The 14,186-nt window shown below is 69.6% G+C and carries 11 protein-coding genes; 2 read left to right on the top strand and 9 right to left on the bottom strand.

Features of this window, described 5'->3' with window-relative positions; all coding sequences use genetic code 11:
- Positions 1-19: 19 nt before the first annotated feature.
- From CBI38_RS24900 to CBI38_RS24940, 9 genes are all read right to left on the bottom strand, one after another.
- Positions 20-1,489, bottom strand: coding sequence for an aldehyde dehydrogenase family protein (locus tag CBI38_RS24900; RefSeq protein ID WP_109333087.1), 1,470 nt, complete (start codon positions 1,487-1,489; stop codon positions 20-22).
- Positions 1,486-2,616 carry a Zn-dependent alcohol dehydrogenase gene (locus CBI38_RS24905; RefSeq protein ID WP_109333089.1) on the bottom strand — a complete coding sequence of 377 codons (1,131 nt, stop codon included), beginning with the start codon at positions 2,614-2,616 and terminating at the stop codon, positions 1,486-1,488. The genes CBI38_RS24900 and CBI38_RS24905 overlap by 4 nt, the downstream gene beginning before the upstream one ends.
- Entirely contained in the window at positions 2,613-5,045 is a 2,433-nt protein-coding gene (locus CBI38_RS24910; protein ID WP_230989950.1) for an AMP-binding protein, read from the bottom strand. The genes CBI38_RS24905 and CBI38_RS24910 overlap by 4 nt, the downstream gene beginning before the upstream one ends.
- On the bottom strand, positions 5,035-5,802 hold the full coding sequence (locus CBI38_RS24915) for a gamma-glutamyl-gamma-aminobutyrate hydrolase family protein (protein WP_109333093.1): 768 nt from the start codon (positions 5,800-5,802) through the stop codon (positions 5,035-5,037). Before CBI38_RS24915 ends, CBI38_RS24910 begins: the two co-directional genes overlap by 11 nt.
- Entirely contained in the window at positions 5,799-7,172 is a 1,374-nt protein-coding gene (locus CBI38_RS24920; RefSeq protein WP_109333095.1) for a glutamine synthetase family protein, read from the bottom strand. The genes CBI38_RS24915 and CBI38_RS24920 overlap by 4 nt, the downstream gene beginning before the upstream one ends.
- On the bottom strand, positions 7,165-7,824 hold the full coding sequence (locus CBI38_RS24925; RefSeq protein ID WP_109333097.1) for a hypothetical protein: 660 nt from the start codon (positions 7,822-7,824) through the stop codon (positions 7,165-7,167). The genes CBI38_RS24920 and CBI38_RS24925 overlap by 8 nt, the downstream gene beginning before the upstream one ends.
- Positions 7,825-7,880: 56 nt before the next feature.
- Positions 7,881-9,308 carry an APC family permease gene (locus CBI38_RS24930; RefSeq protein ID WP_109333099.1) on the bottom strand — a complete coding sequence of 476 codons (1,428 nt, stop codon included), beginning with the start codon at positions 9,306-9,308 and terminating at the stop codon, positions 7,881-7,883.
- 220 nt (positions 9,309-9,528) lie between these two features.
- A complete protein-coding gene (locus CBI38_RS24935; RefSeq protein WP_230989951.1) occupies positions 9,529-10,152 on the bottom strand; it encodes an alpha/beta fold hydrolase in 624 nt (207 codons plus the stop codon).
- Positions 10,145-11,656, bottom strand: coding sequence for a flavin-containing monooxygenase (locus CBI38_RS24940; RefSeq protein ID WP_109333101.1), 1,512 nt, complete (start codon positions 11,654-11,656; stop codon positions 10,145-10,147). The genes CBI38_RS24935 and CBI38_RS24940 overlap by 8 nt, the downstream gene beginning before the upstream one ends.
- 272 nt (positions 11,657-11,928) lie before the next feature.
- On the opposite strand from CBI38_RS24940, the gene CBI38_RS24945 reads away from it, so the two are divergent.
- Both CBI38_RS24945 and CBI38_RS24950 read left to right on the top strand, forming a co-directional pair.
- Positions 11,929-12,633, top strand: coding sequence for a transporter (locus CBI38_RS24945; protein WP_109333103.1), 705 nt, complete (start codon positions 11,929-11,931; stop codon positions 12,631-12,633).
- Complete coding sequence (locus CBI38_RS24950; protein ID WP_109333105.1) at positions 12,630-14,006, top strand: NAD(P)/FAD-dependent oxidoreductase; 1,377 nt, start codon at positions 12,630-12,632, stop codon at positions 14,004-14,006. Before CBI38_RS24945 ends, CBI38_RS24950 begins: the two co-directional genes overlap by 4 nt.
- Positions 14,007-14,186 lie beyond the last annotated feature (180 nt).

Consider the following 14,186-nt stretch of genomic DNA (forward strand, 5'->3'; position numbering starts at 1 on the left):
GCATCCCCCGTTCCCCCGACTACATCGGCAGATCAGGCGAGTCGACTCCGACGACCCGATCTCCGCAGAACACCCGCACCGATTCCGCCGGACCGTGCCCGCCGATGCCGGACGGGCCCCAGAAACTCTGGGCGGAGTCGTCGCCGAGATCGGCGAGCTTCGCGCCGTTGACCCGCACCTCGCCGGACGTGACCCGAGCACCGATCGTTATCGCGCGGTCGGTGTCAACGCCGAACACATAGGCGTCCAGGCCCGATGGGTGCGCGTTGGCGGCGCGCAGCGCGTCCTCGTCGGAATCCACGCCGTGCACGGAGACGACCGGCCCGAACAGCTCGGCCGTCGTACGGTCCGGGTCGGACCCGGTGGCTACCGTCGGTGACAGGAAGAAGCCCGCCAGGCCCGGCAGCTCCCCGGGCTGATCGATCTCGGCGCCGAGCCCGCGCAAGCCCTCGATCCGCTCGATCAGGTTCCGGAAGTGCGGCTCGTTGGAGATCGGGCCGATGTCGGATTCCACGTCGAGCGAGTGCCCGATCCGTAGCCGCGCGATGCGCTCACCGAGAGCCTCGCGCAGCGGTCGCACCAGCCGGTGCGGTGCCAGGACCTTGCCCGGCCCCTCGCACCACTGGCCGTTGAGGGTCGTCAGGCCTGCGAGGATCCCGTCGGCGGTCACGTCGAGGTCGGCGTCATCGAGCACGAGCACGGGGTTGTTGCCGCCGAGTTCGAGCTGCAGAACCTTGAAGTCCTCGGCCGCGGCGCGAGCGATGGCCCGACCGGCGCCCGGGCCGCCGGTGAAGGACACTACCTTGACTCGGCGGTCACCCGTGAGCGCGGCGCCGATGCCGCCCGTGCCGTGGACGAGCTGCAACGCGCCCTCGGGCAGTCCGGCGTCGACGAAGCACTCGACGATCACCTGCGCGCTGGCGGGAGCGTGCTCGGACGGCTTGAGCAGCACCGGGCACCCCGACGCCACCGCGCTGGCAATCTTCGCCGCCGGGATGAAGCTCGGGCCGTTCCACGGCGTCAGGATCGCCGCGGGCCCCCAGGGCACCCGGTACAGCCGGACGTCTCGCCCGCCCGCGGCGAGCGCGGTGACACGAGCGATCCCGCGCGCCTCGGCGGCGGCCCCGCGGATTCGGGCCGGGAGGAACGTGGCGAGTTTGCGGGTGGCGGTGATCGTCGTGCCGCTGGTGATCGCGTCGGTGCGGGCGATTTCCTCCAGCCGCTCCTCGACGTTGGCCGCGGCCCGTTCGAGCACCTCGGCCCGCTCGAGCCGGAACTCGTCATCGGCCCAGTTGAGCGCTTCGTAGGCGCGCTGGGCGTGCTGCAGCGCGCGCTCCAGGTCGGCGGGCGATGTGGTCACCATGCGGTGGACCGGCTCGCCCGTGTTCGGGTCGACGTTCCATCCGTCGAGCGTCTGGCAGGACACCCACTCACCGGCGATGTAGCTCACCGGCTGCGCGAGTGACGTTGTCGGCGTCGTGGTGTTCATCGGGCCTCCTCCGCGGTGGGGTTGTCGGAACGGATCGGCATGGCGACGACGATGCGGGTCACCTCGCCGGACTTCATCGCCTCGAAGCCCTCGTTGATCCGGCCGAAGTCGATGACCTCGGTGACCATTTCGTCGAGCAGCAACCGGCCGTGCTGGTACAGCCGGGCGAACTGGGCGATGTCCTCGCGCGCTTGCCCCGAGCCCATGTACGAGCCGATCAGGCGCTTCTCGCTGAAGAAGAAGTCGGACGCGGGCAGGGTCAGCTCAGTGCCCGCGGCAGCGATGCCGACGAGGCAGGCCGTGCCGGTGGGACGCACCACGTCGAGGGCCGCTGCCGCGGTGCGGGCGGATCCGACGGCCTCGAAGGAGTAGTCGACGCCGTCGCCCAGCAGGGCGACCACCGCGGCGGCGAGGTCGTCGGTGGCACCGTTCAGGGTGTGGGTCGCGCCGTAGCCGCGGGCGGCACGAAGCCGCTGCTCGTCGAGGTCGATCGCGACGATCGCGGACGCGCCCGCGAGCCGCGCCCCCTGGATGATGGCCGAGCCGACGCCACCGCAACCGATCACGGCCACCGTGGAGCCCGGCCGCACCCGCGCCCCGCGGAACACCGCGCCGACACCGGTGACGACGCAGCACGACAGCAGGCAGCCGACCCGGGTGGACACGCCGTCGGGCAGCTTCACGGCCGCGTTCGCGCGCAGCAGCATGTGCTCGGAGAACGCGCCCAGGTCACCGAGCCGGGCGACCGGTGTCCCGTCGGGCAGGGAGTACGCCGGCCGCGGGCGGCGCCGGATCTCGTCGAGCCGCTGGCACTGGGTCGAACGGGCCGCGTTGCAGTTCGCGCACTCGCCGCACGCCGGGGTCAGCGCGCCGGTGACGTGATCGCCCGGACGTAGGTCCGTGACGGCCGAGCCGACGGATTCGACGATGCCCGCCACCTCGTGCCCGACTACCACCGGCAGCTCGGTCGCGACGGTGCCGGTGATGTAGTGCAGGTCGCTGTGGCACAGCCCGACGTGGGTGACGGCGATCCGCACCTCGTGCGGCTCGGGATCGTCGACGTGGATGTCGGTCAGGTGCAGGGGTCCGCCCACCTTCGTGAGCACAGCCGCGCGGGTGGTGATCATCGGTTCTCTCCGGTCGAGGTGGCGGGCTTCTTGGCGCTCCAGAAACCCTCGATACCCGCGGTGAACGCGCCGCTGTTCCACGACACGTCGGCCGCGGCGTCCTCCAGGACGAAGGCGCGTTCGATCTCCTCGGACGAGGGCCGCAGCAGCGCCAGGTGCAGGGCGGTGTTGCCGCCCTCCGGCGTCCAGGCGTGGACGAGGTCGATCGCGCGGTCCAGCAGGTCGCCCGGCTCGACGATCTGATCGAGCAGACCTATCCGCAGCGCTTCCTCTGCGCCGATGCGCTCGGAGCCCAGTACCATCCGCATCGCGTGATTGCGCACGATCCGGGTGAGGAGCACGCTCGACGCGTTGGAGATCGTGAGGCCGCGGGCGTTCTCCGGCTGGAAGTACTCGGTCCGCGGGGTGCCGAGGCGCGCGTCGCAGCACAGCGTGATCTCCGAGGCGCCGCCCACCGCGATCCCGTTGATCGCCGCGACCACGGGCACCTTGGTCTCGATCACCGCGCGGGTGACGTCGTGGAAGGTCTCGAAGGTCTCGCGCATCTCGGCGAACGTGGTCGGCGGCGCGCCGAGGTCCTCGCCCGCGCTGAACGCGCGGCCCGTGCCCGTGATCACGATTCCCCGTGCGCGCTCGCCGGTGCCGTATTCGCGGATGAGCGCGGCGAGGCGCAGGCGCATCTCGACGGTCAGAGCGTTGAGCTTCGCCGGGCGCCGCAGCGTGATCACGGCGGTATCGCGGATCACCTCGACGAGCACGTGTTCGGCCGCCAGGTCCGACGGCGCCGCAGCGGAGCCTGCCGGGGGCCGGTCGCGGAGGTCGAAGGTGGTGCCGGGGGCTTCGGCCGCCCTGGCTTTGAGCGCGGGCTTCGACACCCGCTCCGACGGAGTTCGGGGGAAGGCTGCGACGAATTCGACATAACGCGGCACTTTGAACCGCGCGAGCCGCTCCGCGACCCGGCCGATGATCGCTTCGGCCGTCGCCCGGTCCCAGGTGCCGCCCGCCACGAGCTGGACGAATGCCTTGACCTCCTCGCCGAGCACCTCGTCGGGCTCGGCCACGACCGCGGCCGCGACGACGCGGTCATCGGTTTCGAGCGCTGCCTCCACCTCGGCGCTTGCCACGTTCTCGCCGCCGCGCCGCACCATGTCCTTGATGCGGCCGACCAGGCGGATCTCGCCCCGCTCGTCGGCGACGGCGAGGTCGCCGGTGTGCAACCATCCGTTCCGCAGTGTCCGCGCGGTCTCCTCGGGCCGGTTCCAGTAGCCGAGCATCATCGGCGCGCCGGACACGGTCAGCTCGCCCGGGGTACCCGCGGGGACCTCGGCGCCGTCGGTGTCCACTAGCCTGACGCGCTTGGTCGGCATGGGCCGTCCGATGCTGCCGCTGCCGACGGCCCCGGCATCGTCGAGCGGGCTGATCAGGTCGATCCCGCTCTCGGTCATGCCGAAGAGCTCTCGCCAAGGCGCACCCCAGCGGTCCTCGAGCTGGGCGTGCAGCGCCGCGGGGATCGCGGAGCAGAACACCGCGCGCAGATGGTTGTCCCGATCGTCGGCGGCGGGCGGCTGCTTGAACAGCAGCGTGGGCATCGATCCGAGGACATAGCAGAAGGTCACCCGGTGGCGCCGCACGTCGGCCATGAACCCCGACGCGGAGAACCGCGGCAGCACCACCAGCGGCGCGCCCGCGGTCAGGGCGAGCACCGTGTTCCACTGCGGATCCATGTACGAGAAGGGCTGCGCCGTGAGCAGCACGTCGTCGCCGCCGAGGCCGGCCGCCCCGGCGCAGCCCCACGCGATGCGGGTCCAGTAGTCGTGGGTCAGCATGCACGCCTTCGGGAATCCGGTGGTGCCCGAGGTGTATTGCAGGTTGGCCAGCGTGTCCGGGGTGATCGCGACATCGGGGGCGGTGGCCGGGAAACTCGCCTCGGCCGCGTCGGCCACGTCGAGGATGCGGATGCCCGCGAGCGCGGCGTCTCGGGAGACCACGTCACGTACCAGCGGGAGGTGCTCGGCGTCGGTGACGATGACCCGCGCGCCGGAGTCGCGAAGCACGAACTCGAGATCGGCCGCGCGGTAGGCCGAGTTGACGGGCACGACGACAGCGCCGGCCTTGAGGACCGCGAACCAGGTGAGCGGCCACTGCGCGACGTTGGGCAGCATGATCGCGACGCGGTCGCCCGGGGCCACGCCGTCGGCCTCGATCAGGCGGTGTGCCAGCCGCGACGACGATACGTCGGCCTGCGCGTAGGTCCACGAAGCGTCGCCGAAGCGCAGCAGCTCGGCGCCGGGGGTGCGAGCGGCGCCGTCTGACAGCAGGCCGGTGACCGTGCGCACCCTGGGCGTCGCCCCCATCTGGTCGTGGGTGACGGCGGGGTGCCGCGGTGTTTCGTCCCTGGTTGTTGTCGCGGTTGTCGTGTCAGTGGACATACTCGATCTCCTGCCGTTTTCTCGATTCATCGACGATCCAGGCCATAGCCGGGTCGTCGCGTTCCATCCACTCGGGGTGCCACTGCACACCGAGGATCGGCGCGCCGGGCACCTCCACGGCCTCCGCGACCCCGTCGGGCGTGCGGCCCGTGACGACAAGGCCCGTGCCGCACCGGTCGACGGCCTGGTGGTGCCACGAGTTGGTGACGACGCTGGCGCCGAAGATCCGCGCGGCCGTGGAGCCGGGTTCGAAGCTCACGCGGTGCTCGGCGTCGCCGTCGGTGGGCGCGGCCAGCGGCGACAAGTGCGGCACCGGGCCGGGCGGCAGGTCCGCGATGAGCGTTCCGCCCAGTGCGACGTTGAGCAGCTGCATTCCCCGGCACACCCCGAGCACGGGCAAGCCGCGGTCGATGGCGGCGCGGGCCAGGGTGAACTCGTATTGGTCGCGTTCGGGGTCGTGCGCGTGGGGATCGAGCCGTGGGTCGACGTCGCGGACAACGGAGGTGTCGCCGCCCCACCGGGCCGGGTGCACGTCCTGCCCGCCGGTGATCACCACGCCGGACAACCACTCACAGGCATCGAGCGGATCGGCGTCGTAGGGCAGGTGCACGGGCACGCCGCCCGCTGTCGCGACGCGGGTGGCGAAGGCGGCCACGAACGCGTCGACGCACGCCGTGGCGTAGCGGTCGTCCGTTCCGGCGATCAGACTCAGCTGGACGCGGCGGCCGGTGATCCCGACCAATGGCTTGCCCGTCATGGGAACTCGAAGTAGCGACGGGACTCCCACGCGGAGAGTTCGGCGTACGGGTCGCCGCCCTTGGTGTGGAATTCCATCCATTCCCACCGGCGCGAGGCCACCCAGAAGTCGACGAACTCGTCACCCAGGTACTCACGGAGCACCTCGTCGCCGTCCAGCGCCGCGATGGCCTTGGTGATCGAGTCCGGGACCCGCTCGACCCCGGTGTCGTCGGGCAGGCACCACGCCATGTCGTCGACCTGCGGCGGGGCCTGCATCCTCCGTTCGATGCCTGCCACAACCCCGGCCAGCACACCGGCCAGGGCGTAGTACGGGTTGACGTCCGAGCCCGGCAGCCGGTACTCGAGCCGCGAGTACTTGGGGTGCCCGACGATGGCCCGCACCGCCGCGGTCTTGTTGTTGACGCCCCAGGAGATGGTCGTCGGTGGGCCGCTGATGTCGACGAGGCGCCGGTACGAGGTGATCTGTGGCAGCGACAGCAGGGTGTTTCCCGCCATCGTCGTCAGCAGCCCACCGACGGCCTGCAGCATCACCTCGGACGGTCCGTCGGGTGCGAAGAACTGGTTCTCACCGTCCCGGTGCAGCGAGAGGTTGATATGCGCGCCCTGCCCGAAGCCTGCGGTCGGCTTGGCCATGAACGTCACCGTCCGGTCCTGCTCGAACGCGACTTCCCGCATCACTTGCTTGGTGCGCACCCAGAAGTCGCCGAGCGCCACCGGATCGGTGGGTGCGAGATTCAGCTCGGTCTGGCCTGCGGCCGCCTCGTCGGTCCACGCTTCCCAGGTGATGCCGAGCTCGTCGAGCCGGTCGGTGACGGCCTCCATGTAGTCGACCCAGTCCTTCGACCTCGCCAGGTGATACGTGGCACCGGTATCCCCACCGAGCGGGGTGAGATCGCGGTAACCGCGGGCCCGCGCCTGCTGGACGGACTCCTCGAACAGTGTCGTTTCGATTTCCACCGCGACCGTGGCGGTGTAGCCGAGCGCCCGCAGTCGCTCGACCAGCCTGCGCACCATATTCCGCGGACAGATCGGTACCGGCCGCCCGTCCCGGAGCCAGTAGTCACCGATGACGGCGCCGAGGCCGGGCTTCCACTCCACCAGCGTGTCCATGTCGGGAATCATCGAGATGTCGTAGAGGTTGCCGCGCCAGTCCGGAAAGGCGTCACCGAACACGAACTCGTCGCCCAGGTCGATCGCGAACAGGATGTCGGCGAAGGCGAAGCCCGACTCCTTGCCGGACGCGAACTTCGCCGGCGTGATGGTCTTTCCCAGGAAGCTCCCGTCGTGACCGGTGGCCTCCAGGCGGATCGCCTTTGTCGGTACTTTCCACGCGGAGCTGATGGATTCCGACGGGGTGAGCTCAGACATCGAAACGAACCTTCCACGAGGCGGCCGTCATGACCGACACCTGCGAGAGCGTCCCTTGGACCCGCAGCCCGGAGTCCAGGGAGGTGAGGAGATAGTCGGCGCCCGTGAACACCCCGGCGAGCGCGTCGGGCGTGCCGACCATGCGGTAGGTCGTCGGGCCCGAGCCGAACCGGGCCTCCTGGGGGCCGTCCGGCCCCTGCGCGACCGCGATGAGGACGTCGGGGATGCCGCGGATGCCGCGGGTCACCTCCCAGAAGCGCTCGGCGGCCGCCTGCCACGAGGGCAGTGGGTGCTGTAGAGCGCGCAGTACACCGTCAGCCAGGTCCGCGTCACCGTCGGGGTCCTGGGTGAGCGCGAAACGGGCTTCGAGGTCGACGACCAGCGTCGCGTCGGCCGGCGCGAAGACGCCGCCGGTCACGGTGACGGCGCCGTCGCACAGCGTGACGGTGGCGGCCTGCGGGGTGTTGTGCGAGCGGACGGCGACCGTCCCGATGCCGCGATCGAACACCTCGGGCAGATGGCCGAGCCGGACCGCGTCGCGCAGGGTCCGGCCGAGCAGCCGGACGATGGGAGTGGCGTCGTCGTCGATCTCGATCGGGGCCGGCGCGCGCTGCGCCGCCGGGCCAGGCGCGATCGTCGGGGTTTCGGTCATTGTCATACCTTTCTTCGGTGGCGGGTGCGGTGCTCTCGGGGCTGCGGGTGCGGCCGTCATTCGAGGGCGGCGTAGGTCTGCGGCCGACGCCGGCGCAGGAGCGGCGACCATGCGAGGCCGCAGGCGAACGCCCCGGCGATGACCGCGAGGAAGACGTAAGCCCCGGTGCGCGACCCGATCAGGAGCTCGAAGTTGCCGATGACGAGCACGAGGATCGCCCCGAGCGCGGCGAGCGACAGGACGGGGGCGACGGTGCCCGTCCACGCCGTAGCCGTGCCGACCTTGCGGAAGTGGACGACGATCGCCGCGGAGGTCAGGGCCAGCAGCACGATCAGCCCGAGGGTTCCGGCGCCGCCGAACCAGGCGTAGATCTCGACGACGGGGTCGAGCCCGGCGATCGCCGTGGCCGCGAGCAGCGTGCCGATCACCCCGGAGGTCAGCAGCGAGGCCACGTGCGGCGACCGGTGCGTGGGGTGCGCCGATCCGAGCGAGACCGGCAGAGCGCCCTGGCGGCCGAGGGCGAACAGGTAGCGGGCCACCACGTTGTGGGCGGTGAGAACGCATGCGAAGAAGCTGGTGACGAGCAGAACCTGCATGACATCGTGGGCGGCCTGCGACAGGTAGCGGGTGGCGAGCCCGGGTGCGAGTCCTTCGGGGTCGTCGGCAGCGAGGTCGACGGCACGCGCGACGCCGAGACCGTTGATCATGGCCCAGGACGAGAAGGCATAGATCAGCGCGATCAGGACGACCGCGATGTAGGTGGCCTTCGGGATCGTCCGGTCGGGGTCCTGGGCCTCGGACCGGAAAACGGCGGTGGTCTCGAACCCGACGAAGCCGAAGACGGCAAACATGATCCCGGTGCCTGTGGCACCGGTGGTGAACGCGTCCCAGGTCAGCGGCTGCGCCGAGAGGCCGTTGTCGCCGCCGCGCAGCACGACGGCGAGGTCGACGAGGGCGACGATCGCGACCTCCGCGATGAGCAACGCGCCGAGCACCCGCGCGCTGACCTCGACGTTGCGGTAGCCCAGGTACCCGATGGCCGCGAGCCCGGCGGCCGCGAGGCACCACCACGGCACCGACACACCGGAGAAGGTCACGAGCACATTGCGCGCGGCAGCCCCGAGGTAGGCCGAGACGGCGACGATGAGCAGCGCGTAGGTCACCAGGGCGAGCGCTGCGGCGCCCAGCCCGGCACCGGTGCCGAGGCCGCGCTGGACGTAGGAGTAGAAAGCGCCCGCGTTGCGTACTTCAGGAGTCATCGCCGAGTACCCGACGGTGAACAGCACGAGCACGATTCCGACGAGCACGAAGTCGACCGGTGTCCCGATGCCGTTCCCCGAGCCGAGCATCAACGGGATGAGTCCGGCGAACACCGTCAGGGGCGCGGCCATCGCCACCACCATGAAGACGATCTGCGGGACGCCGAGTGTCCGGTCCAGGCCGACCGGGACCTCCTGCGCCCGGTCTTCGCTCTGCTGACTCATGCCAACCACTCCATTCTGTGGCGCCTCTCCGCGACCTGAATCACCCGACATCTACGACCGACCGGTATGCATTTCAGGGAACGAAAGACAGCCACCTGCGAATTCTGTGAAACGGAAACGAACGATCAGGAAGGTGGACGGTTTCGGACGCCGACGCCCGCACCAGGTCCGCGCCGCCGCGCCGGGGAGGCTCGGTTACACCCGAGATCGTCGGCCTGCGCTACAGCGCGTCGATCTCCCCGGGCCTCCCGGTGCCGATGACAACGTGGTCCGTGGTGCTCAGCTCGGACACACTGATGCCCTTTCGAGGTGTCCCACGACGTGGTCGGCGACGAGGAGCGCGAGCGCGTCGGGCAGGTGGTGCCCCATTCCGGGAATCACCACGTGCCGTGCATGCGGAATCGCGGCAGCGGTGGCGGTGCCTCCGGACGGCGCGACGATGGGGGTAGCGCGCCGCGACGGTCTGCGCGATCATCCCGCCCATCGAGCGCCCGATGAGGTGCGCCGGTCCCCGACCGAGGTGCTCGATGAGCTGCGCGGCATCGGCCGCCATGTCGGCCAGCGTGTACGCGTCCGGACGGGGCCGGGCGAGCAGTTGCCGTAGCGTGCTTGGTGGCGGGGTGATCGCGTAGGTCGAGCGGCCGCAGTCCCGGTTGTCCATCCGGATCACCTGAAAGCCGGTCGCGACGAGCGCGGAGACGAACCGCTCGGACCACATCGTCAAGTCCTCGCCGAGGCCGGCGAGGAGCAGGGCCGGCGGGTCGCCGGGATCGCCGTCGATTCGGTAGCAGACACGCGTGCCGCCCGGGAGGGTGACGAAGCGGTCCTGGGCGTCGTCACGCACGGATCGCCTCCCCTGCGGTCGAGCGTGCACTGTCGTCGGTGGTGGAGCTGAACCGCAGCGCGTCGTCGAGCAGGGGGCCACGGAGCAGCTTGGCGTCCTGCGGGTACGACATCGACATCTGCCACAGGCCGGTGCCCTGCTTCGGGGTGCTCTCGCGGGCCCGTTGCGCGTAGCCCGCGCTGAGGTCCATGACCGGGCGCGTCTCCATGCCGGGATCGGCCTCGACGACGACTCGGTCGTAGCCGAAGGCGTCCATGTGCTTCACCAGGTTGCAGAAGTAGCGGCACAGGATGCCGACCTTCAGCGTCCACGACGAGGTCGTGTAGCCGATGGCGATCGCCAGGTTGGGGATCCCCGAGAGCAGGGTGCCGCGGTAGACGACAGAGTCGGCGAGGTTCACCGGCACGCCGTCGACCGCCAGGTCGATGCCGCCGAGCAGGCGCACGTTGAGGCCGGTCGCGGTGATGATCACGTCGGCGTCGAGGTGCTCGCCCGATTCGAGCTGGATCCCCGACTCGGTGAAACGCGAGATCCGGTCGGTGACGATCGAGGCGCCGCCGGCACGTAGTGCGGCGAAGAAGTCGCCGTCGGGCGACAGACACAGGCGCTGATCCCACGGGTCGTAGGGCGGGTTGAAGTGGGTGTCCACGTCATAGCCCTCGGGCAGCAACTTCTTGTTGATGCGCCGGATCAGCGCGCGACCCAGACGGGGGAACGTGCGTAGCGACTTGACCACGCCCCGATCGATCCAGATGTTGTTGAACCGGGTGATCGCGTAGCCGCGTCGTTCGCCGAAGAGCCGGGTGAACAGGAGCGCGAGGGAATCGACCTTCGGCCACGGCATCACGTACGTGGGGGTGCGCTGGAGCATGGTCACATGAGCGGCGGCGCCCTCACCGGTGAGCATCGACGGGATCAGCGTCACCGCGGTCGCGCCGCTGCCGATCACGACGACCTTCTTGCCCGAGTAGTCATATCCCTCGGGCCAGTGCTGCGGGTGGATGATGTCGCCGCCGAAGTCCTCGCGACCCTCGAAATGCGGGGTGTAGCCCTCGTCGTAGCGGTAGTACCCGGTGCCCGCGAAGATCCAGTTGGCGGTGATGGTCTTGTCGCCGTCGGCGGTGTGCACGTCGATCGTCCAGCGCGCGTCGGCGCTCGACCACTCCGCGCGCTGCACGCCGTGCCCGAGCCGGATGAGCCCGCCCAGGTTGTTCTCTTCGACCGTCTCCTGCAGGTAGTTCCGGATCTTGGGGGCTTCCGCAATGGCGGCGCGGTCCTTCCACGGCTTGAACTCGTAGCCGAAGGTGTGCAGGTCGGAATCGGATCGGATGCCGGGGTACTTGAACAGATCCCAGGTGCCGCCGATATTGTCGCGCCCTTCGAGCACGACGACGCGTTTGCCGGGAAACGCCTCGACGATGTAGCGCGCGGCGCCGATGCCGGAGATGCCGGCACCGATGATGACGATGTCGAACTCCTCGGTTCGTTGCTTCGATGCGTTCATCGTGGGGCCTTTCGGTGGTGGTCACGTCGGTGTGTGATTCCACGGTGACCGCCGCGGCGGCCCGCGCTCTACGCCGCCGTGCCCCGTCCTTCGCGACGCGGTGGTGCACAGTGCACTGCGCGCGCCTTTGAGATGCCGATCACACGGCCTCGTGGTGCAGTGTGTCGCGGCTGGCGCGACACGTGGTTGCACGTCGGCGTAGCGGGCGTCCTCATGGGCACGCCACTGTGGAGGCCACACGAGATCACGGACACTCCCAAGGAGGCGCTGCCATGCGCGACATTCTTTTCGCCGCGGCGGACATCTGGATGATCGTCGTCGGATTCATCTGCGGCGTGAAGTTCATTCGGCGCCATCACAACTATTTGATTGGTCTCGAATGGATCATCATGGCCGTCTCGGGGACCAATTTCCTGCTCTACGGGGTGACCAAGTCCGGCACCGATTCCCCGATGTACCACATCGCCTTCTTCTTGGACGCGTTCTCGCGCTCGATCGGGTTCACGCTGATCCTGGTCCTCGGGTTGCTGGTCGTCACGCACAGGTACAAGCCCACGCTCGGCGTCGAGGTGGGCGCGTTCGCCCTGGCCGCGATCCTCGGGTTCTTCCTGTCCGAGTACGCCGAGGAGATCGGCACGCCGGGCAAGGTGTTCTTCTTGATCACCGCGCTCGCGACCTCCGGCTTCCTGTGCTACTTCGCGTGGCGCCTCTGGGAGCTCGGCGAACGCGCCCACGCCGCGTGGGCGGCGTGCGCCACCGCGCTGAACGTGGTCGTCGCCTCGATCTACGACTTCTGGCGAATTCCGGGCGACGACGCCAACCACACCCTCTTCTACACCCTCGCGCTGTTCACCTGGGGCCTGGCGATGCTCGTCATCTACCGGGCGTATACGGCCTTCGCTGCCCACAACAAGCGGGACGACGCACACCTCGATCCGACCGCCGCCTCCCCCGTCCGAGGAGCTGAAATCGCATGAGCTCTACCGCGAACACGACCTACACCACCTTCACCGGGTGGGTCGATCCGCCCACCGACATCCGACCACCGCTGACGGAGAACTTCACCTGCTCCGTCGCGGTCATCGGCGGCGGGCTCGCGGGCATGGCGACGGCGCTGCGACTCGCGGAGCGTGGCGTCGACACCGTGCTGCTGGAGTCGGACTTCTGCGGGCACGGTGCGGGCTCGCGCAATGCCGGCCAACTGGCGAGCGCGCCCGGCGGCGACATCCAGCTGCTGAATCTGCTCTACCGCAAGGGCATGCCAGCGATCATCCGCCTCACCGAGAACGCCGCCGGCCACGTCGAGAGCATGATCGAGAAGCTCGGCATCGACTGCGACTACGAAGCCGTCGGCAACGTCTTCGCGGCCGTCTCGCGCGGACAGCTGGGACGCACGCGCCGCATCGCGAAGATCCTCCGCCGTGCCGGTGCCCACGTCGAGGAGGGCACGGCACGCGAACTGGGCATCCCGCACGGCTTCCTCGGCGGCATGCGCGAAATCAAGGGCGGAATCATGAACCCCGGCAAGCTCCTACGTGGCCTTCGCAGCGCGGTGCTCGCCTCGACCGTGCGGGTCTTCGAGCAATCAAAGGTCGTCGACATCGTTCGCGGCAATGGCGGCGTCACTGTCGAGACACCCGGCGGCGTGATCCTGGCGCAGAAGGTGGTGCTGGCCACGAACGCCTATGCGGGCGAGTGGGACATCACGCCGAAACGCCTATCGTCACCGATGTGGGTGACCGAGGTCGAAACCGAGCCGATCTCCCCGCAACGTCTCGCCGCGCTCGGTTGGACCAGCCGATCCGGACTCATCACACAGCACAACATCATGGAGAACTACCGACTCACCGCACGCAACACCATCGTGTTCGGCGTCCGCCAGATCGAGCGTGCCGCAAGCTATCCGCTGCCCGAACGCCATCCCGACCCGGCGGTGGTCGCCGACCTCGCGAAGGCATTCGCACGACGCTTCCCGCCGCTGGCGGACGTCGCGATCGACCGCACCTGGGGCGGGTGGATCGGGATCACCTCGACCTGGCTACCGGTGGCCGGCACGGTCGGCGACGACGTCTACTACTCCCTGGCCTGCAACGGCCACGGACTCGCCCAGGCCACCTACGTCGGGACCCTCATCGCCGATCGGATCGCCACCGGCATCACCCCGGACGATCTGCGCACCATCTGGGTCGACGAACCGAAATTCGGCCACGCGGTGCCGATGATCATGGGGAGGCTCGGGCTGCGCGCGGCATGGACCGCAGACAGGTTCAACGACATGATCAACGGCAGCAAGCGCCACGCGCGCGAGGGATTCGCCACTGCCGCGGGTGGCTTCACCGCCCCCGCGTAGCGCATTGTGCTGCGTTCCTGATGCCGGAACGACGGGTGCGAGGTCGGCGGCGCCGGTGTCGCGACGGAAGTCGCCGCTTCCAAAGGCGAGCCGGGAAGTTGGCTGTGCAGAGGAGGTCGTTACCTGCGGCAAATAACGCGTGACGGTCCACATGCATTCACAAGTGCCCAGGCAAGTCCC

Origin of the sequence: Rhodococcus oxybenzonivorans (assembly GCF_003130705.1) — a bacterium.
In the GTDB taxonomy this organism is placed as follows: Bacteria; Actinomycetota; Actinomycetes; order Mycobacteriales; family Mycobacteriaceae; genus Rhodococcus_F; species Rhodococcus_F oxybenzonivorans.

What these genes read in the sequence shown, in the direction of transcription:
- CBI38_RS24905 (WP_109333089.1), bottom strand. Translation starts at nt 2,616, where the DNA reads ATGATCACCACCCGCGCGGCTGTGCTCACGAAGGTGGGCGGACCCCTG.
- CBI38_RS24915 (WP_109333093.1), bottom strand. Translation starts at nt 5,802, where the DNA reads ATGACGGGCAAGCCATTGGTCGGGATCACCGGCCGCCGCGTCCAGCTG.
- CBI38_RS24940 (WP_109333101.1), bottom strand. Translation starts at nt 11,656, where the DNA reads ATGAACGCATCGAAGCAACGAACCGAGGAGTTCGACATCGTCATCATC.
- CBI38_RS24900 (WP_109333087.1), bottom strand. Translation starts at nt 1,489, where the DNA reads ATGAACACCACGACGCCGACAACGTCACTCGCGCAGCCGGTGAGCTAC.
- CBI38_RS24930 (WP_109333099.1), bottom strand. Translation starts at nt 9,308, where the DNA reads ATGAGTCAGCAGAGCGAAGACCGGGCGCAGGAGGTCCCGGTCGGCCTG.
- CBI38_RS24925 (WP_109333097.1), bottom strand. Translation starts at nt 7,824, where the DNA reads ATGACCGAAACCCCGACGATCGCGCCTGGCCCGGCGGCGCAGCGCGCG.
- CBI38_RS24920 (WP_109333095.1), bottom strand. Translation starts at nt 7,172, where the DNA reads ATGTCTGAGCTCACCCCGTCGGAATCCATCAGCTCCGCGTGGAAAGTA.
- CBI38_RS24945 (WP_109333103.1), top strand. Translation starts at nt 11,929, where the DNA reads ATGCGCGACATTCTTTTCGCCGCGGCGGACATCTGGATGATCGTCGTC.
- CBI38_RS24910 (WP_230989950.1), bottom strand. Translation starts at nt 5,045, where the DNA reads ATGTCCACTGACACGACAACCGCGACAACAACCAGGGACGAAACACCG.
- CBI38_RS24950 (WP_109333105.1), top strand. Translation starts at nt 12,630, where the DNA reads ATGAGCTCTACCGCGAACACGACCTACACCACCTTCACCGGGTGGGTC.